This window comes from Profundibacter sp., from assembly GCF_965277155.1.
GTDB lineage: Bacteria > Pseudomonadota > Alphaproteobacteria > Rhodobacterales > Rhodobacteraceae > Profundibacter.
Genome location: NZ_CBDIBV010000002.1, coordinates 26,815 through 52,300 on the forward strand (window position 1 = coordinate 26,815; position 25,486 = coordinate 52,300).

Consider the following 25,486-nt stretch of genomic DNA (forward strand, 5'->3'; position numbering starts at 1 on the left):
AAGTACTAATATAGTACCGGAGCGGGCTAACAGGCCCGCTCCATACTACCTTGCGAATTCGCACAACCCTTTGATTACAGGAGGGAAATTGTGCTGAAACATCGCGGTTTCCCTGGCCGACTGCCGGGAACAGATTTCCAATTTACAATTCGCAGACCGAATAAAAAGGGCGCTACCCCTTTGACCGCACGCGAGCGATTTGCCGATCGACGCCCGGCAGATCGCAAGGCCGATACCGCTTTTATGATGGCGCTTTGGTTCCAGTTTGGCGATCAGCCGTTTGAACGCGGTAATCTGGATGCCGGGCGTTTATCGTGGATGTTTGGCCGCGAAGTGATTCCCGCAGAAGACCCGTTTGATTCTGAAAGTTACGAGGCGTTGTTAATGATCGACGAGCGAAGAGCGCGTGCATCGTTTCCGGATGCGTTTGACCCTGACGATACCGGGGACAAATAGGCGTGAAATCGCTTGCAACATATCCAATCCGGCAGAAAACAGCCCAAATTTCACCTTTTGCGGGTAAGGGCTTTGTCGTGCCGAGTGTTTCGGGCAGTGTTGTTTCCATAGCAGGCGCCTCCAGCAAGATGTCTGCTTGTACTAGTCAAAACCGTTACCCTTCCCCTTCTGAACGGTCCGGTCCCTTTTGGGCCGGACCGTTTTTTTTGCTTGCCGTTTTAGCTTGCGCTTATCGGCAGGTTTCGGGGCGGGGTGGGCTAAAAACAGCCGATAATTGCAATACTGATCTGGGGGATTCTCAAGCGAATCCCGGCATGTTAGAATCAGCCTTAATAACAATAATTGTTGGAGGCAGAAAACAATGCAGATCAAACACCTTGTCTATGTGGCTATCCTTGCCATGCCACTTGCCGGATGTCTGGACAATGACATCGAACGTGCCGCTGCAGGTGCAGCAGCCGGTGCCGTTATTGCCGATGTTACAAACGGGAATGTGCTTACCGGTGCCGTCATCGGGGCGGGCGCAGGTGCGCTCTGCGATGACGCAGGGGTGTGTCACTAAGACAGCGAACAGTTTTCGGGTTACGTACCCGTTTATTACCACTCATGAAACAACCACTGCGGGGGCAACCTTGCAGTGGTTTTTTGCGGGGGGCGTAAAAGTGCAAAAGACGGGCCGTGCACCATGGCCCGCCTTTTGCCCGGCAGGTTCAAAAGCTGAACTGCACCGAAGTTTGCAGCCGCGAGGCATCATCCGATGCGCCATTGGCAATTTCACGGCGCCCGTAGATCAATTCCGCGCCGACCGTCATGCGTTCGGTCGGTTTGTAGAACAGGCTAAGGTGGGCCGTAGAAATATTGTCGGTATCGGTTGGGGCGAAGGTATCGTTGACTTCATAATAGCCCACAGCCAATGCACCGGTCAATTTCGGGCTAATGGCTTGCGAAACGCCAAAGGTTGCGCCAATTGCCTCGATGGTTTGCAGATTCCCTGCCGCATCAACAAAGGCATCCTGGGCAAAACCGTTGATCAGGTATCGCCCGATCCCGTCACCATAGGTCAACGAGCCATAAAGCGTGCCACCTTCCCACAGGGACGCATTGCCGGACAGATTCACACCCCAGCCCGTCGCCGTGTCATTCGAGGTGGGCGAATCGAATTTACGCAAGACACCGGCAAGTTTCACCAGCGCTTTTTCGCCTTTCCATGTAGCGGCCAGTGTGAAATCCGGCGCTTGGTCAATCCCTGCGCGGATACCCGACGTTGTGCTTTCCGAAATCGTTCCGGCCGCATCGCGCCCGCTGAATTCGGAGTTTTCCAGAGAGGCCGAGATGCTTACGCTATCGGAGACTGGAAAAGTATAGCGGATCTGTGCCTGACGGACGAAGGGAATCCCTGCAGGGCCATTGAAGTCAACCGTGGTGGGATAGCTTTCGATCGGCATAAAGTTCGACCACGTCTGCCCAACCGTCCAGCCGTTCCATGTGCCATAAGCATGGCGCAGGCGCGGGCTGTAGGAATTCGAGAATATTTCATTGCCGCCCCCGCCGAAGAAATCGAATTCAAGGTGGGTTTTAAGCGGGCCGCTGTTGGTTTGTGTCGTGGTTTTGATGAACAGACGCGATTGGCGGGCCTGCGCGCGGAAACGCGAATTATCGCCAACGTCACTAATTGTAATGCCATCCACACCGAAAGCATCGCCGAGGGCCTCGTCAAAATCATAGATAAAGTCGGTTTTGATGTAACCGCCGATTTCAACAACGGTACCGCTGGGGAATTTCAGCCGCCCTTCGCTTTCCAGCCCGTCAACCCGCGCTTCCAGCGCCTTGATTTGCTGTTTCAGTTCGGCTGGGGTTTCGGCCAACGCCGGACCTGCCGCAGCGGACGCAAGCAGCGCGACAAGCACTGGACGGCTGTATCTGTGAAGCGGGAAAATCTTCATCGTCTTCCTCCTGTATTCAGGGCACCGGAATTGGCGCACCCATGTATTGAGTTTGGCAGAGATATTCGATCACCGGTTGTCACGAAGGAGGCCGGAATTCGCACGAATTCCGGATTGGATTTTCACGGAAAATCCGCGTTTCGTGTTTGGACCGTGATTGGCAAAAATGCGATTTGGCGCGCGCGAGGGGCGCGTGCTGGATCAAGAACAACAGGTGCCGGTCTGGCACGAATTGAATTGGGGAAGGCCTGTTAGATGTTCAAAAAGATACTGATAGCAAACCGTGGTGAAATCGCCTGTCGGGTGATCAAATCGGCACAGAAGATGGGGATCAAAACGGTCGCCATCTATTCCGAGGCCGACAAGCACGCGTTGCATGTTGCAATGGCAGACGAGGCGGTTTTGATCGGCCCGCCGCCTGCCAATGAATCGTATATCGTGATTGACAAGGTGATGGATGCCATCCGCCAGACCGGCGCCGAGGCCGTGCATCCCGGTTACGGTTTCCTAAGTGAAAACAAGCTGTTCGCCGAAGCCTTGGCGCGGGAAGGTGTGGCGTTCATCGGCCCCCCCGTTGGCGCAATCGAAAGCATGGGTGACAAGATTACCAGCAAGAAGATTGCCCAAGAAGCGGGTGTGGCCACGGTCCCCGGTCACATGGGTTTGATTGCGGATGCCGAGGAGGCGGTCAAGATTAGCCGCGAGATTGGCTATCCGGTGATGCTCAAGGCCTCTGCTGGCGGTGGTGGCAAGGGGATGCGGATTGCCTGGAATGACGAAGAGGCCCGCGAGGGCTTTCAGAGCTCGAAAAACGAGGCCGCCAGCAGCTTTGGCGATGATCGCATTTTCATCGAGAAATTCATCACGCAACCGCGACACATCGAGATTCAGGTGTTGGCCGATGCTCACGGAAACGCGATCTATCTGGGCGAGCGTGAATGCTCGATCCAGCGGCGCAATCAAAAAGTGATCGAAGAAGCGCCCAGCCCGTTTCTGGACGAAAAGACCCGCAAAAAGATGGGCAATCAGGCCGTGGCACTGGCGCAGGCTGTGGGATATTCCAGTGCGGGCACGGTGGAATTCATCGTTGATGGCGACAGGAATTTCTATTTCCTTGAAATGAATACCCGCCTGCAGGTGGAACACCCTGTGACCGAGTTGATCACCGGCATTGATCTGGTGGAACAGATGATCCGTGTGGCCGATGGCGAAGAGCTGGCGCTGCGCCAGAAGGATGTGAAACTGAACGGCTGGGCGGTGGAAAGCCGTCTCTATGCCGAAGATCCCTATCGCAACTTCCTGCCGTCAATCGGCCGTCTAAGCCGTTATCTCCCGCCCGAAGAGGTGGCCGATGCCACCCATGTGGTGCGCAATGATACCGGCGTTTACGAGGGCGGCGAGATTTCGATGTATTACGACCCGATGATCGCCAAACTGTGCACATGGGCGCCCGACCGTGCCGCCGCCATCGAGGAAATGCGCGTGGCGCTGGACAGTTTCGAGGTTGAGGGGATTGGCCACAACCTGCCGTTCCTGTCCGCCGTGATGGACCATGAGAAATTCACCTCGGGCAACATGACCACTGCCTTTATCGAGGAAGAATTCCCCGACGGGTTTGACGGGGTGGAATTGCCCGAGGACATGTTGCGCCGTGTTGCCGCGTCGGCTGCCGCGATGTACCGCGTTGCCGAAATCCGCCGCACGCGGGTGTCGGGCCGGATGGACAACCACGAACGCAAGGTCGGCACCGATTGGGTGGTTTCCTTGCAGGGGCAGGAATTTCCCGTGGTGATCGACGCCGATCCGATGGGGGCGACAGTCACCTTCAAGGATGGCAAAAGCCACCGTGTATCGTCCGACTGGGTGCCGGGGCAGAGTTTGGCAAAGCTGGATGTCGATGGTTCGCTGGTGGTGATCAAGGTTGGCAAAATACCCGGTGGTTTTCGCATGCGTCTGCGCGGGGCAGATATGAAGGTATTCGTGCGCACCCCGCGTCAGGCCGAACTGGCCCGTCTGATGCCGGAAAAAATGCCGCCTGATACTTCGAAACTGTTGCTATGCCCGATGCCGGGTCTGATCGTTTCGGTCGCGGTTGAAGTTGGCGACGAGGTGCAGGAAGGTCAGGCGCTCTGCACAGTCGAGGCAATGAAGATGGAAAACATCCTTCGTGCCGAAAAGAAAACCGTGGTGACCAAAGTCAATGCTGCCGCAGGCGACAGTCTGGCAGTGGATGATGTGATCATGGAGTTCGAATAACAGCAATGCCGTTTTTGTCACTTAGATGGGTCTCAATCGTATCGGCATTTCTGGTGTTTGCCGCACTCGAGGCCGCCGCGATGTATCAGACCGGCGGGTATTTCGAGTACCCGCTGGATGATACCTATATCCATCTGGCGATGGCGGAATCCATTTGGTCCGGCGGGTATGGTGTAAACATTGCAGAGCCATCGGCGGCGTCCTCGTCGGCCTTGTATCCGGTTTTGTTGGCGCCGGTCTTTTCGCTGGAATTTCAGCGCTACATGCCCCTGATCTGGAATATAATCGGGTTGGGCCTGTCTGCATGGCTGTGGGCAGAACTGTTGCTGGAAGGCGGCTATGGCAAGGGCACATTGCGTCGTTACGGGGTTATGCTTGCCGCTTTGGGGCCTACGGCTATTCTGATGCCGAGTAACGCGATGATCGGTATGGAGCATACGCTTCATGCCGCCGCGAGTCTGGCCATTCTGTTAGGGTTGGTGCGCTTGCTGAAGGGCACTCCGTCTTGGGGGATTTTATACGCCGGTATCCTGTTTGCCCCGCTTTTGCGGTTCGAAGGATTGGCGCTTTCCCTGTTAGCCGCGCTGGTTATTTTCAGTTGCAAAGAGAAACGCCGCGGCGTGGTGGCCCTTGTATTGGCCCTTGTCCCCATTTTGTTGTTTTGCAGTTTTTTGGTTTCACTCGGGCTGGATCCCTTGCCCAGTTCCGTACAGGCAAAAATCGCCAGTGCAGTTCGCTATGAAATGCCCGTATATCTGCGGATTATCCGGACGTTTACAGCAAATCTGGCGGAACCCGGTGGCATCCTGCTGATGCTGTATCTGATCGTGCTATTGGCTATGTGGCTATTTTCAGAACCCTTGCGCCGCAGCCCCTTGGCCAAACTATGGGTCGTTCTGGTGGGGGCCACCGGGGCACATTTGCTTTTGGGGCATGTCGGGTGGCTGAACCGGTACGAGCATTATATCCTGTCAGTCGTAACTGCGGGTATACTCGTTCTACTACCGATTGTGATGCAGGGAAGGGACCTTAGACGTGTTGGTATGCGGGCTATCATTGCTGTTTTAATCCCGCTCGCGATCTATGCAAAATCAAATGTTACGATACTGGTCGAGTCCCCTAAATCCATTTACCTGCAACAGCGGCAGATGTCCGAATTTGCCAAGAACTAAGAGGTGGTCGCGGAAATTCGGACCAGTTGTTAAGGTGGATCGACTTATGAGAAAGACGATTCAAAATGACGAAACGAAAGAACCATTCTCCCGAATTCAAAGCCCGCGTTGCGCTTGAAGCAATCCGCGAGGAAATGACGATGGCGGAGCTGTCGAAGAAGTATGGTGTGCATCCAACCCAGATTGGCACATGGAAACGAGCAGCGATTGAAAACATGGCCACGGCATTTTCCAGACGGGGCCGTGATCCTGATCGGGTTGATGAAGCCCAGATTGAGAAGCTGCACTCCAAGATTGGTCAGCTGGTCGTGGAACGGGATTTTTTAGCCAACGCCTCGCAACAGTTGCTCGGGAAGCGAGGCAAAAAATGGTGAGCCGTGAGCATGATCTGAGTGTGCGACGACAATGCGGGCTACTTTCTCTGGCGCGCTCGAACCTGTATTACCAGCCAAAAGGCGAAAGTGCTGAAAATTTGCGGTTCATGACAATAATCGACAAGCAATTCTTGCAGACGCCGTGGTATGGATCACGGCAAATGGCCCGGCACATGCAGCGCCAAGGTTACAAGTGTGGTCGCCACAGGGTCCGCCGTTTGATGCGGCTGATGCGGTTGGTTCCGATCTACCAGACGCCCAACACGAGCAAGAAACATCCGCAGCATAAGATCTACCCGTATCTGCTGCGAGACCTGACGATTGATCGTCCAAACCATGTGTGGTGCGTAGATATCACCTACATTCCGATGCAGCGCGGGTTCCTCTATTTGGTCGCGATCATGGACTGGCACAGCCGCAAGGTTTTGAGCTGGAGATTGTCAAACAGCATGGAGGCAGATTTTTGCGTTGAAGCCCTGAAAGAGGCTATGGCCAAATACGGCAAGCCCGATATCATGAACAGCGACCAGGGCAGCCAGTTCACCGGGTTTGAATGGACGCAGGCGCTGAAAGAAGCCGACGTGAAAATCTCGATGGATGGCAAAGGTCGCTGGGTCGATAACCGGATGATCGAGCGGCTTTGGCGATCCTTGAAATACGAATGCATTTACCTCAACGCATTTGAAACGGGTTCGCAGACCCGCGCCGGGATCGGGAAATGGTTGGCTTACTACAACACCGAGCGCCCGCATTCCACCCACGGAATATTGACCCCGGATGAAGCCTATGACAGAAAAACAAAACCAATGAGTTTGGCAGCCTAAATGAAACCCTGATCCATCTTAAACTGGCTGCTGACTGGTCAAAAAAGTGGGACCACCTCTTAGTGCTGATGAACTCCATGTTATTGCCATTCAGATCAACAGTGAATTTCCCGATTTCTTCGGCATCATCTTTGCAGGCAGGCAGGGCCAGAAGGGTCGTTGCCACAAGGGCGGTAATAATACGCATGTTCCAATCCTTTTCATTTATATTGACCAAGTTAAGCAGATCGAGGCGCCGTTAGCGATACTGGAATTCCATACCTAACACCGGTAATCAGGATGCCAGTTTACATGGCAAAATAACCTAAGCCTTGATCGAAACTGCATTTTCCACTTAGGGTGAAAACACGACGCGTGAAAACAAGCAGCTGACTGGAGATCAAATGCTACTAGAAACACCCCTATGGCGGCAAACGCCACCTGCCGCTTTTCCTGTTTGTCTCGGGTTTATGTCCCTTGCACTGGGCTGGACCAATGCATCCCATGTTATGCCAGAGATTTCCGAAGATATCGGTCATTTATTGCTGGCGGCCTCAACGGGTTATTTTATCTGGTTCTTTGTATTTTATCTGCGAAAGGTGCTGTCGCGCCCGAAAGTTATGTTGGAAGACATGCAAACAGCGCCTGCGCGTGCAGGAATTGCAGCGATGGCGATGGCGATGATGCTGCTGGCGGCGGCACTGCTGTTGCCCTTTGGCATTTCGGTGCCTCTAGTCTGGTGGACAGGTGTTATTCTGCAAATCATTGCTAGCATTGTTGTGTTACATGCCATCTGGGACGAGCCGCCTGAAAAGCGTCATTTCACAACATTTCAGTATCTAACCTTCGTCGGGCCGGTTGTCGGCCCGATTGCGGGTGTGCCGCTGGGGTATGTTTGGGAAAGCAAACTGCTGATTGACGCGGCTCTGGTGGCTTATGTGATTGTCACCGCGGGTATTATTCTGACGATCCGCCGCGATCCTGTTCCGGATAAACTGCGCCCTTCGGTGATGATCTTTTTAGCACCTCTTTGTCTGTTTGCACTGGGGTATGGCACCTTGGGATATGACACAGCGTTTACCGTATTTTACTGGGTTGGCAGTGTCGTCGCATTTGGATTGATATTCCTAGTGCCCTGGATGACGCGCGGTGGTTATACACCTGTTTGGGGCGCGTTTACCTTTCCGATTGCGGCGTTTTTGAATGTGCAGGTGATGGCCGTTGCCAAAGGGCACGGTCTATGGGCCGAAGTCGGGGTATATGCAGGTCTGGTCATAGGCACGCCTGTGGTTCTCTATATGGTTTACAGAACCGTGATGGAGTGGGTTACTGGTGACTTGTCCAGAAAATCCGGGGCCGCAACAGCCTGATTTGGAAAATAAAATTAGTGAAAGAAAACAAAAGCCTATCCTTTTGGATAGGTTTTTTAATTGATCATAAAAACCGCACATTTCCTCCGCAATCATGACAGCTTTGCACCGTTGTAGGACAAAGTGAACAATGGAAACGTGATTTGTGAACTAGTATGTGAATCGGCGTGCAAAACTGACCCACTTGGGTGGGTTATGAGCGAGTAAAATTGACCCACCTGTTTCGTTAACATCCGCGCAAAATTGTGCGGAGGAAAGAGCAGGTGATATTGATGGAAAGCGTATCGAAGATCCGGCGCTGGGTGCTGGTTGAAGGGCGCAGCATCCGGTCTGTGGCGCGGGCGACGGGACTGTCGCGGAACACGATCAAGAAGTATTTGAAGGACGAGAATCCGCCGAGCTACCAGCGCCATGCGCCGCCAGTTCGGCACAAACTGTGCAATGGGTTTGATCTTCGGCTGCAGGAACTGTTTGATCAGGACTCGAGGCGACCACGCCGGGAGCGGCGGACGGCCCAGAAGCTATACGAGCAGCTTGTGGCAGAGGGCTATACCGGGTCCTATTCGCCGGTTCAGCGTTTTGTTCGTGAGTTGAAGCGCGCCGGGGCCTGTTCGGGAGATGCGTTTATCCCGCTGCATTTTGCGGCGGGTGACGCGCTGCAATTTGACTGGAGCGAAGAACGGGTCGTACTGGGTGGTGTCGAGCAGAAGGTGAAGGTCGCTCATTTCCGCCTGTGTCACAGCCGCAAGCCTTTCGTGATTGCCTATCCCGGTGAAGCCCAGGAGATGGTGCTGGATGCTTTCGTGCAGGCGCTGTCCTTTTACGGAGGCGTTCCGCGCAGGGTGATCATCGACAACCCCAAGACCATGGTGACCTACGTTTCGCGCTCGAAGGAGCGGATATTCCATCCCCGGTTCCTGGCCTTGATGAACCACTATGTGATGGAGCCGGTGGCCTGCACGCCCGCTGCGGGCTGGGAGAAGGGACAGGTCGAGAACCAGGTCCAGTTCTTGCGGGGCCGGTTGTTCGTTCCCGAACCGGCCTTTGATGATCTCGAGGCGCTGAACGCGTGGCTGCGTCTGCGTTGCGAAGATCTGGCAGAGCGTCCCCATCCCGAGCAGCAGGATCGCACGATTACCGAAGTGTTCGAAGACGAGCGCGCCGAACTGCGCCCCCTGGGTCGGGCCTTCGACGGCTACGTGGAAAAGACCGTCCGTGTCCGCTCCACCTGCCTGGTTCAATATGCCAGCAATCGCTACAGCGTGCCCTCCCGCTTTGCCGGGCATCATGTGTCGCTACGCGCCTATGCCGGCCGGATCGTGGTGGTCTCCGGTCAGGATGTGATTGCCGAGCACAGGCGTCATTTTACCCGCAATATCAGCTATTTCGAGCCCTGGCATTACGTTCCCCTGCTGGACCGCAAGCCTGGTGCCCTGCGCAATGGCGCCCCCTTTGTGGGCTGGGAACTGCCCGAGGCCATGCATCGGATCAGGGAACATTACATGGCTGGTAAAGGCGGGGATCGGGAGTTCGTCGACCTGCTCCTGCTGGCACAGGATCACGGGATCGAGGTGGTCGAGACGGCCTGCAATCTGGCGGTGGCACAAAACACCCTGCGGCTGCCCGCCATCATCAATCTGATCAACCAGTTGGTGGAACCGGTCATCACACCGCTCAGCGATGCCTGCGCTTATCCGCAGCTGACCTTGCGGCCCGAAGCCGATTGCAAACGCTATGAGACCCTGTGCTCGGCTGAGGAGGTTGCCGTATGAATGCCTTGATCGACCAACTGACAGCCCTCAGGTTGCATGGAATGGCAGCTTGCGCCCATGATCTGCTGTCCGCGCGCAAGCCGCCAAGTCTGACCACAGCGATAAGGCAACTGATCGACGCCGAGACTGTAGAGCGCCGGGTGCGCTCCATCCAGTATCAAATGAGGGTTGCGAAGTTCCCCCATCACAAGGACTTCGCCACCTTCGATTACAGCGCCGCCGCCCTCACCCAGGCCCAGATCGAACCATTCTGCACCGGCCAGTTCACAGAGGAGGCCCATAACCTCATCCTGGTGGGCGGAACCGGCACGGGCAAAACCACATCGCCATCGCGCTGGGAACGACGCTGATCAACAACGGCAAGAAGGCGCGCTTCTTCAACGCCGTCGATCTGATCAACGCCCTGATCAAGGAACAGGCCGACGGCAATGCAGGGAAGATCATCCGGCAGCTCTCGGCTTTGGACTGCGTCATCATCGACGAGCTGGGCTACATCCCGTTTCCCAAATCCGGTGGCGCGTTGCTCTTCCATCTGATCAGCAAGCTCTACGAGAAGACCAGCATCATCATCACAACCAACCTTGAGTTCGGTGAATGGGTCTCGGTCTTCGGGGATGCCAAGATGACAACCGCCCTTCTGGATCGCGTCACTCATCACTGCAACATCATCGAAACCGGCAATACCTCATACCGGTTCGCCCAGAGTAAACGCCGTAGAAAAAACTAGCCGTTCCGCAAGCAAAGCCCCCAGACGGACTCGCTACATGAAGGCGGCCCGACTGGGGGCTTTGCGCCACAAAGGGGGGGGCAAATTTAAATGCCGAAACCGGGTCAGTTTTAAATGCTCATTGACACATTAGCAGGTAACACCCCGTAGGTTGCCTGTTCAACATTTTTTCAATTTTGGCCCATTGACCGCTCTCTTGCATCTGCACAACATGATCTTGATGCAGGGGTTTTGAATCCCACGTTTCAAACAATGTGAATTTGTTACTTTCAGGGTCATCGTGCCTGAAAATATTGACGTTCTGGCATCCCTCGACTTTTGGCAACTCGGTTTGAACCGAACCAAGCATGTCTTCAAAACTGGAAATGCTGTTTTGATTAACCTCGAAGGTGATTAGGAACTGGCATTTATCTGGCATTGGCATATGTCCCGATTTTTGTTTTGTTTCTGAATATGATCGTATAAGCCCCCTTATTGTCAGTATTAATCCAGGGATAAACGAGAAAATACGAAATATGCCTTTTGAATATGGAAAGATAAATTGGGACGATATCCGCCTGTTTCTAGCCATCGCAAAAGCCGGTGGTCTGTCAGCGGCGATGCCTGAAACCGGGCTTAGTGCACCCACTCTGAACCGGCGAATATCCGAGTTTGAAAGAGCATTAGGAGTGCAACTGTTCGAGCGCAAAGCCAAAGGATATACGTTGACCGGCGCGGGTCAGGACCTTTTGGAGCAAGTAGAGCCAATGGCGGGTCACGCAAAAAAGATAGGGCTGTGGCGCGAAGGGTTAGATCCGCGTCCACGCGTGCGGATTGCCTGTGGTTACTGGACCGGTGTCTATATCGCCCGCAAACTGGCTGTTTTGCAGGATAGTTTAGATGGTGCTGTGCGCATTGATATTTTATCGGGTGCCGGTTTTCTGAACCTGTCACGTCGCGAGGCAGATTTGGCTGTGCGTAATGTTCTGCCAACGCAACAAGGGTTGGCACGACGCCGAATTGGCCGCGTTGATTTTGCGCTGTATGCGGCCCCGGCATATCTGGACTCCCACCCGGACGCGCAAACACCCCAACGCACGAAAACCTGCGACTGGGTGGTGCCAACCCCTGCAGCGGCGACCGGTGCTTCTGCGCGTTGGCTATCGCAACATTTGGAACGACCCGCATCTATAACCTGCGACACGCCGCACGCTTTGCTAGAGGCGGCTTGCGCGGGTGCGGGTCTGTGCGTGTTGCCCTGTTTCGTTGGAGAAGGGGATATGCGATTGCAACGGTGCTCGGAGGCGATCGAAGGGTTGGGTCACACCCAGTGGTTGGTCAGTCATGATATCAGCCGCAAAGAACGTCCGATCAGACGTGTGGCGGCGGCACTATATGATCTGTTCGCGCGGGATTTGGAGCTGTTCACGGCACCAGATACAGTGTGAATTTCCGCGTATTCCACAATCAGGGCTTCCCACCGCGCGAAATCCATGCGATAGGGACGCGTCAAATGATGCTTTAGCAAGGAGGCTCCCCATGGAGATTCGCGAAGCCCTTTCGTTTGACGATGTTTTGCTGGTTCCGGCCGCGTCAAACGTGCTGCCGTCCACCGCCGACACTTCCACCCAAGTGACCAAAACCATCCGTCTGAATATCCCGTTGCTCAGTTCCGCGATGGACACCGTGACCGAGGCCAAGATGGCCATCGCCATGGCACAGGTGGGCGGTATGGGTGTGATCCACCGCAATCTGGATATCGAGGAGCAGGCCACGCAGGTGCGCCGCGTGAAACGATTTGAAAGCGGCGTGGTTTACAACCCGATCACCCTGACCCCTGATCAGACGCTGGCAGATGCCAAGGTCTTGCAGGACCGCTACCGCGTCACCGGTTTTCCGGTGGTTGACGAAACGGGCCGCGTGGTGGGGATTGTCACCAACCGCGATATGCGCTTTGCCACCGACGAAAAAACCCCGATCTCCGCGATGATGAGTTCGGATAATCTGGCGCTGCTGCACGAACCCGCCGACCTGCACGAGGCCCGCAGCCTGATGCAGGCGCGGCGCATTGAAAAGCTGTTGATCACCGACGGGCAGGGCAAACTGACCGGACTGATGACGCTGAAGGATCTGGAACAGGCCGTGCTGAACCCGCAGGCCTGCAAGGATGATCTGGGCCGCCTGCGGGTGGCGGCGGCCAGCACGGTTGGCGATGCGGGTTTCGAGCGCACCAAGGCACTGGTCGAGGCGGGCGTGGATATGGTGGTGATCGACACGGCCCATGGTCATTCCGAAGGGGTGGCTGTGGCGGTGGAACGGGCCAAAACCCTATCCAATGACGTGCAGATCGTGGCGGGAAATGTGGCCACGGCTGAGGCGACCAAAGCACTGGTTGCGGCAGGGGCGGATGCAGTCAAAGTGGGTATCGGCCCGGGCTCGATCTGCACCACGCGGATCGTGGCCGGTGTGGGTGTTCCGCAACTGACCGCGATCATCGACAGCGCCCGTGGAGCGGCCGAGTCCGGCACGCCGATTATTGCCGATGGCGGCATCAAGTTTTCCGGTGATTTTGCCAAGGCGATTGCTGCCGGTGCCAATTGTGCAATGGTGGGTAGCATGGTGGCCGGCACCGATGAAAGCCCCGGAGAAGTTATTCTATATCAAGGCCGTAGCTTCAAAAGCTATCGTGGAATGGGTAGCCTTGGCGCTATGGCGCGTGGCTCGGCCGATCGTTATTTCCAGAAAGACGCGGCGACCGACAAACTGGTGCCCGAGGGGATCGAAGGGCAAGTGCCCTATAAGGGGTCCGCGGGGGCTGTGATCCATCAATTGGTTGGCGGTTTGCGGGCGGCAATGGGCTATACCGGTTGCGCCACGGTGGATGAAATGCGCACCAAGGCCGAGTTCGTCAAGATCACCGGCGCGGGCCTGAAGGAAAGCCATGTGCATGACGTGCAGATCACGCGGGAAAGCCCGAATTACCGGATGTCGTAGGGCGGGGTGAACCCCGCCCTACATGTGGAACCACCCTATGACTCCTGCTGCACGCCTTTCCGCTGCCATCGAAATTCTGGACCATATTCTGGACGGTGACGCCGCCGAAAAGGCGCTGACCAACTGGGCACGCGGTTCGCGCTATGCCGGCTCCAAAGACCGTGCGGCGGTGCGGGATCATGTGTTCTCGGCGCTTCGCTGCAAGCGGTCGTTCGCTGCCCTTGGCGGGGCACAAACCGGGCGTGGCATTGTGTTGGGTCTGCTGCGTGCCCAAGGGGTGGAGCCGGAAGAAATGTTCACCGGCGTCGGCCATGCGCCGACGCCTTTGACCGCAGAGGAACTGATGCAAGGGGATACACCCGAGGGCAATGCCGCGCTGGACATCCCCGACTGGATTGCCCCGCAACTGGCAGCCTCTCTGGGTGATGATTTCGCCCCCGTCTGCCATGCGCTGCAAAAACGCGCGCCGGTGTTTCTGCGGGTCAACACCTTGAAAACAAATCTGAAACAGGCCACTATTGATCTGGCCGAAGAAAACATCCAGACCACCCCGCATCCCCTGTCCCCGACTGCACTCGAGGTCACCGAGAACCCCCGCCGCGTACATCTGAGCGCGCCCTATAATGACGGTCGGGTGGAACTTCAGGACGCGGCCTCGCAAGCGGTGGTCGATCTGTTGCCGCTGCGCCATGATATGCGGGTTCTGGATTATTGTGCCGGTGGCGGTGGCAAGGTTCTGGCGATGGCCGTGCGCGCGCCAGCCAGCTATTTCGCCCATGACGCCAACCCGCAGCGCATGAAAGACCTGCCCGATCGTGCGGAACGTGCCGGAGCGGTTGTCACGCTGCTTGAGCCGGAGCAGGTGGCCGATAGCGGCCCCTATGATCTGGTGCTGTGTGACGTGCCCTGCTCCGGTAGTGGTGCATGGCGGCGCTCGCCTGCGGGGAAATGGGAGTTCACGCCGGAAAAGCTGGAGCAATTGCGCGAAATCCAGGCTGAAATCCTGACCAAAGCCGCCGTTCTGGTCGCGCCAAACGGGGTGCTGGCCTATACCACTTGTTCGCTGCTGGATGCGGAAAATAGCGAACAGATTGAAGCGTTTACTGCCGATAGCGACTGGAAATGCACCAGCCAGACCCGCTTTACCCCGATGGATGGTTGCGACGGATTTTTCTGCGCTCTCTTGACGCGGTAGGAAAACTGGACATAATCAACCGTAAGTGGCGCATCTCCGCTTTTCTGATTCAAGCTTAACGCATGCTTAAGACCTTGTGTTGGAGATTAAGAGTCCACGAATCAATCAGCGGGGGCTTTCGGTGGCTCACACGGCGCAAACGCCCGAAATTCAAATCCGCAAAGCGGGGTTTACCACAGGCAGGGTGTTTTACCTTGGCCTGATGGCGGTGGCGTTGATCGTTGCGGCTGTCTTTGTGCCCGATCCGGTGGCGGGCCTGATAATGATAGCCAGTGGTATGACACTCGGGTTTGTCGGGCTGGCCGTGATGGTGCGTGCCTATTGGAAGGTTCGTGTGCAAAAAGCGGACATTGACACGCTGGCTGGCATTGTTGGCAATGATGCCTCGCCCTGTTTTATCACCGATCTTGATGATGAAATCATATATGGGAACCTCTGTAAATTCCCGTTTTCGCCTTCTTCGCGGCGGGGTGGACGGTTTTTCGCCTGTCCCGCCTGATTGCTTCGGATCATAAACCCATTTTCACCGGTTTCAAGCCGGTTTTGGGTATTTCAGGCACACCTCACCCCATGAACCCTTATCCCGGCGCCGCCAGGCCGCATTCGAACTGGACGAAGCGCTTCATGTTGTAGACCAGGTTCATCATCCCGATGCGAAATCGCGCCCGCTTCAGGCCGATGGAGCGGATCAGCTTGCCGCCCATGGAGCGCTCCTGAAAAGCGAATACATGCTCGACCCGGACCCGCACTTTCGAGCGCCTCCGGTTGGCCTTTTGCTGGCGCTCGCCAAGCGGCTTGCCGCGCCTGCCCTTGTGATGGATATGGCTGTGAAGCCCCCGCTCTTCCAGCTCGCTTTCGATCTTTTGCGAGCGATAGGCGCTGTCGGCCCACAGGTCCGATGAGGTGTTGCTCGCATCAATCAGACCGGCAAGCGCCTGGCTGTCATGCACGGCGGCATCGGTGACATCATAAGCGCGGATGAATTTGTGCCGCCGGTCGACATTGATGTGGTTCTTGTAGCCGTAATAGCTCTTGCCGTGCTTCTTCGTCCAGCGCGCATCCACGTCCTTCTGGCGCTTCTTGTGGGGTTTTTCCTCCCACTCTTCAGGCGTTTCGCCCGCCTTGATTTTCTCGTTCTCGTCCCTTTTGTTGTGCTGGCGCGGCGCCGGAACGATGCTCGCATCAACAATCTGCCCGCCCATCGCCAGATAGCCCTTTTCGCGCAGAAAGGCATCGAACTTGTCAAACAGCTCCTTCATCTTCCCGGCCCCGGCCAGCCTTTCACGGTAGGCCCAGATGGTCTTGGCGTCAGGTACGCTGTCTTCAATGCCAAGGCCGAGAAACCGCATGAACGACAGGCGGTCGCGGATCTGATACTCGATCTGATCGTCAGAGAGGTTGTAGAGCTGCTGCAAAACCATCGTCTTGAATATCAGCACCTCATCCCAAGGCGGGCGGCCAGCGTTGGATTTGCGCTGTTCGGGCGGCGTGCGCCATATGGCCTTCAGCTCGTCCCGGTAATCCTCGAACGGCACCATGTCGTTGAGCAACACCAGCGGATCACCAGATTTGTCCAGTCCCGCGTATCGGCTGGAAAGATCAAAAAATCCCATCTGACCCATGACAAAACCCCGTCGGTCGAATCATTTTCATCCTGATGACGATTCTACCCCGTCAGGCCGGATTTTGGGGGATTTTTAGAGGTTCCCATATTTCAACCGTGCGGCAACAGACCGGTTTTCGGCAGTGACCGGCAGGCCCTTGTCCTATGTGCTACGCTATATGGTGGCCAATCCGTCCGCCATGCTTTTTCGCCTTCAAAACAAGGCTCAGGCGCTTGGTGCCGCGCAGGAAGATATTGTGACGCGGGACGGAATGCTTGGGCTGATGGTGCACCAGATATCCGGTGACCGCTATCTTTGGCGGCTGGAGGCAGAACAAACGGGGCAGGGGCGCGGCGATATTGGCCTGCCGATGCTGACGGTTTCCAAATCGGGAACGGTTCTGTTTATGAACGATATCCTGTGCCGCTTGTTGGGGGGGCGGGTCGAGACGCTGGAGGCTGTGTTTAACGACCTGCCTTTGGTCAGCGGTCAGGAGCACCAGATTGCGGGTAAGGACGGGGTTATCCGGGCGCTGGTGGCGGAACTGGAAGTGGCCTCGGACCGGCGCGAGATTTACTTGCTGCCAAGCGTTTCGGATGGGCAAAACTGCAATGGCTGGCAGTTTTTTGATGAACTGCCGATTCCGATGATCAAGATATCGACCGATGCCAAAGTTGTTCAGGCCAATCGTCTGGCGCGTAAATTGTTGAATGATCCGATGTCCGGTGCCACGGACCTAGGGGATTTGGTCGAAGGACTGGGGCGCTCGATTTCCGACTGGATTGCGGATGCGATTGCCGGGCGTGGTTTGTCGCGCTCCGAGGTGCTGCAGGCGCGTAAGACCGATAAGGAAGTCTATTTGCAAGTCAGTCTGAGCCGGATCGAGGAGAATGGCAATCCGGTGCTGATTGCGGTGCTGAATGACGCAACCGAATTGAAAACCCTCGAGGCGCAATTCGTGCAAAGCCAGAAAATGCAGGCAATCGGCCAGTTGGCGGGGGGGGTGGCCCATGATTTCAACAATCTGCTGACGGCGATTTCCGGCCATTGCGATTTACTGTTGCTGCGGCATGATCAGGGGGATCCGGATTATGGCGATCTGATGCAGATCAACCAGAATGCCAACCGTGCCGCCAGTTTGGTCGGCCAGTTGCTTGCATTTTCGCGCAAACAGAATCTGCAACCCGAGGTTCTTGATCTGCGGGATACATTGTCGGATCTGACCCATTTGTTAAACCGTCTGGTCGGGGAAAAGGTAACGTTGTCGCTGTCGCATGATCCGGGATTGCGCCCGATCCGTGCCGATAAACGCCAATTGGAACAGGTTCTGATGAATCTGGTGGTGAATGCCCGCGATGCGATGCCGGAGGGGGGCGAAATCCGGATTCAAACCGAAGGTGTGACATTGCAGCACGATATGGAGCGGGATCGCGCGCGGGTCATTGCCGGTGATTATGTTGTTGTGAAAGTCAGCGATGTGGGGATCGGGATATCTCCGGATAAAATCCACAAGATATTCGAGCCGTTTTATACCACCAAACGGGTTGGCGAGGGAACCGGACTTGGGCTGTCTACGGTTTACGGCATTGTGAAACAATCCGGCGGATTCGTATTTGTGGATAGTGTCCCGGGGAAAGGCACCTGCTTTTCACTGTATTTCCCGGCCTATGACAAACACGACCTGGTTGGGCTGAAATCTGACGCTCAAAAAACCAAACCCAAAAACAAGCAAGGCGAGGGGATCATCCTTCTTGTTGAGGATGAAGCCCCTGTGCGGGCCTTTGCGTCGCGCGCATTGCGATTGCGGGGATATACAGTTCTGGAAGCGGAAAACGCGGAAGAGGCGCTAAAAACGCTCGAGGACGAGGGGTTGAAGATCGACGTCTTTGTAACCGATGTTATCATGCCCGGAATGGACGGGCCTAGCTGGGTTCGCAAAGCACTGGAAAAACGACCGGATGTTAAAGTGGTGTTTGTATCGGGTTATGCGGAAGAAGATGTAGTCGATCAGCAGTCAAAAATTCCCAATTCGGTATTCCTGCCGAAACCATTTTCTTTGGGTGATCTAACCGCAACGGTCCAAAAACAGCTTCATTAGCGGGTCTTCGATGTGATGTTTGGATGCTGTCCTATTAATGGGGGTAGCTTTTGATGCTCATAAAATCATGTTATTATAAGGGGTTGTTGGGTAAAATTAAGGCAATCACCTATTAACTTATCGCGGGTAATCTCTTTTTAACCATTTTATATAAAATTGTAATTATGAAAAATGGGATTGCAATGTTCTCTTTTTACCCCCATAAGAAATGAGAACATGATAGGAACATTTATAGATTGCCGCGCATGCGTGGTTATGAAATAAGGGACGGGAACAATGGCAACGGCAGATCTTTTGAAAATGGCAGACAAGCGCGAGACAGATAAACAAAAGGCGCTGGATTCAGCGCTGGCCCAGATTGAACGCCAGTTTGGCAAAGGCTCGATCATAAAACTGGGACAGGAGGGCGCGGTTCAGGAAATCGAGGCCACCTCGACGGGCTCACTGGGGCTTGATATTGCGCTGGGGATTGGCGGCATTCCCAAAGGGCGGGTGGTCGAAATCTACGGTCCGGAATCCTCGGGCAAAACCACCTTAACTTTGCATTGCATTGCCGAAGCCCAGAAAAAAGGTGGCGTATGTGCATTTGTTGACGCGGAACATGCGCTGGATCCGCTTTATGCAAAAAACCTGGGTGTGAACACGGATGAATTGCTGATCTCGCAGCCTGACACCGGTGAACAAGCACTGGAAATCACCGACACACTGGTGCGTTCGGGGGCTGTGAGTATGGTGGTGGTTGATTCAGTCGCCGCACTGACGCCGAAATCGGAACTGGAAGGCGACATGGGGGATGCCAGTGTTGGCGTTCATGCCCGTTTGATGAGCCAGGCGATGCGTAAACTGACCAGCTCGATCTCGCGATCCGGTTGCACGGTTATTTTCATCAACCAGATCCGCATGAAAATAGGCGTGATGTTCGGCAGCCCCGAAACCACGACCGGTGGCAATGCGCTGAAATTCTACTCCTCGGTGCGTCTGGATATCCGCCGGATCGGTGCGCTGAAGGACCGCGATGAAATTGTCGGTAACGCCACCCGCGTGAAAGTGGTGAAAAACAAGGTCGCCCCGCCATTCAAACAGGTGGAATTCGACATCATGTATGGCGAAGGCATTTCCAAGATGGGCGAATTGCTGGATCTTGGGGTAAAGGCCGGCATCGTTGATAAATCCGGCTCGTGGTTTTCCTACGGAGATGAACGCATCGGGCAGGGCCGCGAAAATGCCAAAACTTATCTGAAGGAACACAACCGCATCGCTTATGATATCGAGGATAAAATCCGCGCGGCCCACGGGCTTGACTTCGAGATGCCGGAAATTTCCGAGGACGGGGACGTTCTGGAAGCCTAAACAACGCAAAGTTTGCAGACGGGGCCGCAGGCAAATTGCCTTTGCGGCCCTTTCTTACTGTGGACAGGCGTGGCGGGGGGCGATAAACGGGTTTGACCCGAACTTCAGCCCAAAAAGAGCCTGATATGCGAAGCCTGAATGATATCCGAAGCACATTTCTGAACTACTATGGAAAGCAGGGGCACGAGATCGTGCCAAGCTCGCCCCTGGTTCCGCGCAATGACCCGACGTTGATGTTTGCCAATTCGGGCATGGTGCAGTTCAAGAACCTGTTCACCGGCGTTGAAACCCGCGACTACAAACGCGCGGCTTCGGCGCAAAAATGTGTGCGGGCAGGCGGCAAGCACAATGATCTGGACAATGTGGGATATACCGCCCGCCACCATACATTTTTCGAAATGCTGGGCAATTTTTCCTTTGGCGATTATTTCAAGGACGAGGCGATTGCCTTTGCCTGGGAGTTGATCACCAAAGAGCTGGAAATTCCGGCAGAAAAACTGTTGGTGACAGTCTATCACACCGATGACGAGGCGGCGGCGATCTGGAAAAAGGTTGCGGGCATTTCGGACGACAAGATTATCCGCATCCCGACCAGTGACAATTTCTGGTCGATGGGGGCAACAGGCCCCTGTGGCCCATGCTCCGAGATTTTCTATGATCACGGCGACCACATCTGGGGTGGCCCACCGGGCACGCCGGAAGAGGATGGCGACCGCTTCGTGGAAATCTGGAATCTGGTGTTCATGCAGTACGAACAGCACGAGGACGGCAGCCGCACCGATCTGCCGAACCAGTCGATTGATACCGGCATGGGGATTGAACGGGTGGCGGCGCTGTTGCAGGGCACCAATGACAACTATGCGACCGACCTGATGCGCAGCCTGATCGAGGCCAGCGCGCATGCAACCTCGACCGATCCGGACGGGCCGGGCAAAACCCACCATCGGGTGATTGCCGACCATCTGCGCTCGACCTCTTTTCTGTTGGCCGACGGGGTGATGCCCAGCAATGACGGGCGTGGGTATGTGCTGCGCCGGATCATGCGCCGCGCGATGCGTCATGCGCATCTTCTGGGGGCCAAAGATCCGCTGATGTATCAACTTGTGCCCGAACTGGTGAAACAGATGGGCGCGGCCTATCCGGAACTGGGGCAGGCGCAGGCCTTGATCGAGGAAACCCTGCATCAGGAAGAAACCCGTTTTAAACAGACGCTTGACCGTGGTCTGAAGCTGCTGGATGACGAATTGGCAGCCCTGCCCGAAGGGGCGGATTTGCCCGGCGAGGCGGCGTTCAAACTGTATGACACTTACGGGTTTCCACTGGATCTGACGCAGGATGCCTTGCGTGAAAAGGGCCGTGCGGTGGATACCGACGGGTTTGACGCAGCAATGCAGGCACAAAAGGAGAAGGCGCGCGCGGCATGGGCGGGCACCGGCGAGGCGGCGGATGCCGCGATCTGGTTCGATCTGGCGCAGGAACATGGCGCCACCGAATTTCTGGGCTATGACACCGAGGCTGCCGAAGGGCAAATTCTGGCATTGGTGCAGGACGGTAAGCCGGTTCAATCTGCCAAGGCTGGGGAAAAGGTGCAGATCGTGCTGAACCAGACCCCGTTTTATGCCGAAAGTGGCGGGCAGGTCGGGGATAGTGGCGTGCTGAAGGTTGATGGTGGCACAGCGCAGATCACCGATACGAAAAAAACGGCCAATGTGTTCATCCATATCGCCGAAGTGACCGAGGGCGAATTGCGCGTCGGGCAGGGGGCGGAACTGGAAGTGGACCATGCGCGTCGCGGGGCCATTCGGGCAAATCACTCGGCCACGCATTTGTTGCACGAGGCGTTGCGGCAGGCGCTGGGGGATCATGTGGCGCAGCGTGGATCGTTGAATGCGGCGGACCGGTTGCGGTTTGATTTCTCGCACGGCAAGGCGTTGACGGGTGAACAGTTGCAATCGGTCGAGGCCGAGGTGAATGATTACATACGCCAGAATACGGCGGTGGAAACCCGGATCATGACGCCTGATGATGCGCGCGCATTGGGGGCACAAGCGCTGTTTGGCGAAAAATACGGCGACGAGGTGCGCGTGGTGTCGATGGGCACACAAGAGGGCAGCGGCAAGGGCGCCGATAAAGACACTTATTCGCTGGAGCTATGCGGTGGCACCCATGTGAAACAGACCGGTGATATCGGGCTGTTTGCGCTGCTGGGTGATAGTGCTTCTTCGGCTGGAGTGCGCCGGGTCGAGGCGCTGACGGGTGCTGCGGCGCTGGAGTATCTGGCCGGTAAAGAACGGGCCTTGGCCGAGGTTGCGGGGCTGTTGAAGGCGCAATCATCAGAGGTAGGCGCACGGGTCAAGGCGCTGCTGGACGAGCGCAAGGCGTTGCAAAACGAAGTGGCGCAATTGCGGCGCGAACTGGCGATGGCCGGTGGCGCGGGGCAGGGCGGCGCGCAGGATGTTAAGGAAATCAACGGCATCAAATTTGTAGCGCAGGTATTGAGCGGTGTCAGCGGCAAGGATTTGCGGGCGCTGATTGACGAGCATAAGGCCAAGATCGGCTCGGGTGCGGTTCTGTTGATCGCCGATACCGGCGGAAAGGCCGCTGTGGCGGCGGGGGTTAGCGATGATCTGACCGGCCGCATTTCTGCGGTGGATATCGTCAAGGCGGCTGTTGCGGCTTTGGGCGGTATTGGTGGCGGTGGCCGCCCTGATATGGCGCAGGGTGGCGGTAAGGATGTTGATAATGCAAAGGCTGCGATCAAAGCGGCAGAAGAAATTCTGAAAGGGTAGAGAATGGTTGCTTATGCGATGGTGCACATTGATGTGAACGACGCCGAAAAATATGCGAAATACGCGGAATTGGCGGGGCCGGCCGTGGCGAAATACGGCGGCGAGTTTTTGGCCCGTGGCGGCGAGTGTTTCCACATGGAAGGCAAGGGACGGTCGCGCAATGTGATTATCCGTTTCAAGGATATGGAAACGGCAAAATCATTCTATCATTCGCCCGAGTATCAAGAAGCGCTTTCCTATGGCCTGCCCGCAGCGGATCGGGAATATACCTTTGTCGAAGGTGTGTAACGTCGTTTGAAAACCTGAACGGGGCTTTATGGCCCCGTTTGATTTGTTGAAGCACTGATTCACAGTTGCTGGCATAAAAAACATAGGGGAAATCTCGGATTCCCGCCCTAATAGGCAAGAACATTCCCTAACGTAAACCAAATCAAGAAAAACCGAAAATATATCGTGAATATTTCGTGTATCCGCGAGGATTCCCGAATTCACGCTCGGTCGGTATCCCGGCTTGTGCTATCTGTATTGTACTGGATAGTCGGATCGGAATTTGATCCAAAATTTATTGAACGGTTAATATAAGAACAAGTTTTTTAAGCATTATTTTAGGGGCTGACCCAGATAACCTAAAAAGAGGTTATGATGGGAAGCATGAGAAAGAGTCGCCTGAGCCACTACAAGCAAGACCGTCTTACGGAGCATTTTGTTTCGGGATCGACAGCACGAACAGCAGCCAGTTTGTGTGGTGTAAACCGCAAGACCGCAGCGTTTTATTTTCTACGCCTGCGCGAGATAATCGCCTATGAGCTGGAGGCGGAAAGCCAAGCTATGTTCGGCGGAGAAATAGAAGTGGACGAAAGCTACTTTGGCGGCAAACGCAAAGGTAAACGCGGGCGTGGTGCGGCAGGTAAAATTCCCGTTTTTGGTATATTAAAAAGGGGTGGGAAGGTTTACACCAAGATCATCCCGGACGCCAAATCCGCCACTCTGATCCCGATCATAGAGCGCAAAGTCGTGCCGGATTCCATCGTCTATTCCGATTGTTGGCGCGGTTATAATGTGCTGGATGTGTCAGACTTCCACCACTTTCGCATCAACCATTCCAAGCTCTTTGCAGACCGTCACAACCACATCAATGGCATCGAGAATTTCTGGAACCAAGCCAAGCGCCACATGCGCCGATTTAACGGTGTCCCCAAGGCCCAATTTGGGCTATATTTGAAGGAATGCGAGTGGCGTTTCAACAACAGTGACCCTTCAGCTCAGTTATTGCAGCTAAGACAATGGGTTAAGCGTTACTTGAAGGGTTGTGTCTCGAAAGTGGTGGAAATTGATTTCAGGCACCTCCGAGCGGGTTGAGTTATGCGCCGGTCAGGCGGCTTGGTCAAGGGTTGCGTCGGCGACGGGCTGAGCGAGCGTTTCCCAGCCATCGACCTTTCGCATGACGATCTGCCCCGAGGCCATCAGAGCCCAAAGCAGCATCGGCACGGTCTCGGCGCATGGCAGCACGGTCTGGGTCTTGATGCGGCGGCGGAATTCCTCGTTCAGGCGTTCGATCGCATTTGTCGTTCTGGCCGATTTCCACTGGCCTTGTGGCAGACGCGTGAAGGTGAAAAGCTTATCTCCTGCTTCTTCCAAGCTGTCAGCGACGGCCTTGCATTTCAGCCGCCATTTTCGCAGAAATGCCTTGCGGCGGGTGGCGATTTCCTCGGGTGTTTTGGCGTAGATCATGTCGCGGTAATCTTCTGTCAACTCATCATGCATACGCTTGGGTGCCTTGGCCAGAAGGTTGCGGTGCTTGTGCACCGTGCACCTCTGGATCGGCAGATCTTCACCCCAGAGGGCAATGAGAGCGACCTCAAGTCCCGGTGCCCCGTCCACGATGACAAATTCGGGCCGTTTCAACCCGCGCGCATCCAGATCGTTGATGAACTGACGCCAGGCGGAGGTGCTTTCGCCGCCCATGTTCATCAGTGATAACAAGACCTTCTGCCCATCCCGGCGCACGCCAATCGCGGCCAGAACCGAGATATTGGTGGCCTTCCTGTCAATCCGCGTTTTGATCACGGTGCCGTCCAGGATCAGCCGCACGATGTCTTCATCCGCAAGGCTGCGGGCGCACCACGCCTGCCAGTCCACCTTCACCTTGCGCCAGGCGCGGCTCACCACATCCTTGCTGACCGCCCCCTGAAACAGGCCGAACAGGGCGCGTTTTACCCGCCGTGTGTTGGTGCCCGAAAGGTAGACAGCAGCGATCAGCGCCTCGGCCTTCTTCGTCAGCCGCTGGTAGCGGGGCAATGCCTTCGAGCGCCATTCTCTGGCCTTGCCGGCCTCGCCTGTGATCCGCGCACGCGGCACGCGCACCGTTTCGGTTCCAAATGTTCCGACCAGTTGCCGCTCGCGATGCCCGTGGCGGTATCCGGCCTTTGCCCCGCCGCTGCGGCCATACCGGCAACGGCCCAGAAACTGCTCCAGCTCCTCTTCGAAAACCGCCTCGATCGTCGCGCGGATGTTCTGGCGCAGCCGGTCTTCAATCGGGTCATAGCCTGCTTCATTGGCCAGTAGCGCGGATGTCGATGTTGCTGTATTCTTTGTCATGGCGTG

19 protein-coding genes and 1 pseudogene are annotated in these 25,486 nt (G+C 55.7%); 17 read left to right on the forward strand and 3 right to left on the reverse strand.

The window, feature by feature from the left end; genetic code table 11:
* Nucleotides 1-90 precede the first annotated feature (90 nt).
* Nucleotides 91-456, forward strand: a complete 366-nt coding sequence (locus ACQY4M_RS00990; protein ID WP_428539701.1) for a hypothetical protein — start codon at nucleotides 91-93, stop codon at nucleotides 454-456.
* 361 nt (nucleotides 457-817) lie between these two features.
* Nucleotides 818-1,018, forward strand: coding sequence for a hypothetical protein (locus ACQY4M_RS00995; protein WP_428539704.1), 201 nt, complete (start codon nucleotides 818-820; stop codon nucleotides 1,016-1,018).
* Nucleotides 1,019-1,166: 148 nt separating this feature from the next.
* On the opposite strand, the gene ACQY4M_RS01000 is transcribed toward ACQY4M_RS00995, so the two are convergent.
* The gene (locus ACQY4M_RS01000) at nucleotides 1,167-2,399 is read right to left on the reverse strand and encodes a DcaP family trimeric outer membrane transporter (RefSeq protein ID WP_428539707.1); all 1,233 of its coding nucleotides are present in this window, start codon (nucleotides 2,397-2,399) and stop codon (nucleotides 1,167-1,169) included.
* Nucleotides 2,400-2,654: 255 nt separating this feature from the next.
* Here ACQY4M_RS01000 and ACQY4M_RS01005 point away from each other — a divergent pair, with 255 nt between their 5' ends.
* From ACQY4M_RS01005 to ACQY4M_RS01050, 10 genes and pseudogenes are all read left to right on the forward strand, one after another.
* Entirely contained in the window at nucleotides 2,655-4,655 is a 2,001-nt protein-coding gene (locus ACQY4M_RS01005; protein ID WP_428539710.1) for an acetyl-CoA carboxylase biotin carboxylase subunit, read from the forward strand.
* A 53-nt stretch (nucleotides 4,656-4,708) separates the two neighbouring features.
* On the forward strand, nucleotides 4,709-5,827 hold the full coding sequence (locus tag ACQY4M_RS01010) for a hypothetical protein (protein ID WP_428539713.1): 1,119 nt from the start codon (nucleotides 4,709-4,711) through the stop codon (nucleotides 5,825-5,827).
* A 65-nt stretch (nucleotides 5,828-5,892) separates the two neighbouring features.
* Nucleotides 5,893-7,025 (forward strand): IS3 family transposase gene (locus tag ACQY4M_RS01015; protein WP_428539245.1). Its coding sequence is split into 2 segments (ribosomal slippage): nucleotides 5,893-6,145 and nucleotides 6,145-7,025, totalling 1,134 coding nucleotides; the frame shifts between segments, so codons are not numbered across the junction.
* Nucleotides 7,026-7,408: 383 nt separating this feature from the next.
* On the forward strand, nucleotides 7,409-8,374 hold the full coding sequence (locus ACQY4M_RS01020; protein ID WP_428539716.1) for a hypothetical protein: 966 nt from the start codon (nucleotides 7,409-7,411) through the stop codon (nucleotides 8,372-8,374).
* A gap of 272 nt (nucleotides 8,375-8,646) precedes the next feature.
* The gene (gene istA / locus ACQY4M_RS01025; RefSeq protein WP_428539289.1) at nucleotides 8,647-10,146 is read left to right on the forward strand and encodes an IS21 family transposase; all 1,500 of its coding nucleotides are present in this window, start codon (nucleotides 8,647-8,649) and stop codon (nucleotides 10,144-10,146) included.
* Nucleotides 10,143-10,873, forward strand: a pseudogene (gene istB / locus ACQY4M_RS01030) (IS21-like element helper ATPase IstB). The gene istA and the pseudogene istB overlap by 4 nt, the downstream one beginning before the upstream one ends.
* A gap of 389 nt (nucleotides 10,874-11,262) precedes the next feature.
* Nucleotides 11,263-12,300, forward strand: a complete 1,038-nt coding sequence (locus ACQY4M_RS01035) for a LysR family transcriptional regulator (RefSeq protein WP_428539719.1) — start codon at nucleotides 11,263-11,265, stop codon at nucleotides 12,298-12,300.
* A gap of 91 nt (nucleotides 12,301-12,391) precedes the next feature.
* Complete coding sequence (gene guaB / locus ACQY4M_RS01040; protein ID WP_428539722.1) at nucleotides 12,392-13,846, forward strand: IMP dehydrogenase; 1,455 nt, start codon at nucleotides 12,392-12,394, stop codon at nucleotides 13,844-13,846.
* A 37-nt stretch (nucleotides 13,847-13,883) separates the two neighbouring features.
* Nucleotides 13,884-15,041: an RsmB/NOP family class I SAM-dependent RNA methyltransferase gene (locus ACQY4M_RS01045; RefSeq protein ID WP_428539725.1), complete on the forward strand. Its 1,158-nt coding sequence runs from the start codon at nucleotides 13,884-13,886 to the stop codon at nucleotides 15,039-15,041.
* A gap of 121 nt (nucleotides 15,042-15,162) precedes the next feature.
* On the forward strand, nucleotides 15,163-15,540 hold the full coding sequence (locus ACQY4M_RS01050; RefSeq protein ID WP_428539728.1) for a hypothetical protein: 378 nt from the start codon (nucleotides 15,163-15,165) through the stop codon (nucleotides 15,538-15,540).
* A 79-nt stretch (nucleotides 15,541-15,619) separates the two neighbouring features.
* Here ACQY4M_RS01050 and ACQY4M_RS01055 read toward each other — a convergent pair whose 3' ends face one another.
* A complete protein-coding gene (locus ACQY4M_RS01055; RefSeq protein WP_428539227.1) occupies nucleotides 15,620-16,663 on the reverse strand; it encodes an IS5 family transposase in 1,044 nt (347 codons plus the stop codon).
* Between the two features lie 238 nt (nucleotides 16,664-16,901).
* Here ACQY4M_RS01055 and ACQY4M_RS01060 point away from each other — a divergent pair, with 238 nt between their 5' ends.
* The 5 genes from ACQY4M_RS01060 (at nucleotide 16,902) to ACQY4M_RS01080 (ending at nucleotide 24,241) form a co-directional block, all read left to right on the forward strand.
* The gene (locus ACQY4M_RS01060; protein ID WP_428539731.1) at nucleotides 16,902-18,743 is read left to right on the forward strand and encodes an ATP-binding protein; all 1,842 of its coding nucleotides are present in this window, start codon (nucleotides 16,902-16,904) and stop codon (nucleotides 18,741-18,743) included.
* A gap of 276 nt (nucleotides 18,744-19,019) precedes the next feature.
* Complete coding sequence (recA, locus tag ACQY4M_RS01065) at nucleotides 19,020-20,093, forward strand: recombinase RecA (protein WP_428539734.1); 1,074 nt, start codon at nucleotides 19,020-19,022, stop codon at nucleotides 20,091-20,093.
* A 125-nt stretch (nucleotides 20,094-20,218) separates the two neighbouring features.
* Nucleotides 20,219-22,882 carry an alanine--tRNA ligase gene (gene alaS / locus ACQY4M_RS01070; protein WP_428539737.1) on the forward strand — a complete coding sequence of 888 codons (2,664 nt, stop codon included), beginning with the start codon at nucleotides 20,219-20,221 and terminating at the stop codon, nucleotides 22,880-22,882.
* A gap of 3 nt (nucleotides 22,883-22,885) precedes the next feature.
* A complete protein-coding gene (locus ACQY4M_RS01075) occupies nucleotides 22,886-23,170 on the forward strand; it encodes a DUF1330 domain-containing protein (RefSeq protein ID WP_118942286.1) in 285 nt (94 codons plus the stop codon).
* Between the two features lie 363 nt (nucleotides 23,171-23,533).
* The gene (locus ACQY4M_RS01080) at nucleotides 23,534-24,241 is read left to right on the forward strand and encodes an IS1595 family transposase (RefSeq protein ID WP_428539612.1); all 708 of its coding nucleotides are present in this window, start codon (nucleotides 23,534-23,536) and stop codon (nucleotides 24,239-24,241) included.
* Nucleotides 24,242-24,253: 12 nt separating this feature from the next.
* Here ACQY4M_RS01080 and ACQY4M_RS01085 read toward each other — a convergent pair whose 3' ends face one another.
* Nucleotides 24,254-25,480, reverse strand: a complete 1,227-nt coding sequence (locus ACQY4M_RS01085; RefSeq protein WP_428539582.1) for an IS256 family transposase — start codon at nucleotides 25,478-25,480, stop codon at nucleotides 24,254-24,256.
* Nucleotides 25,481-25,486: the final 6 nt, after the last annotated feature.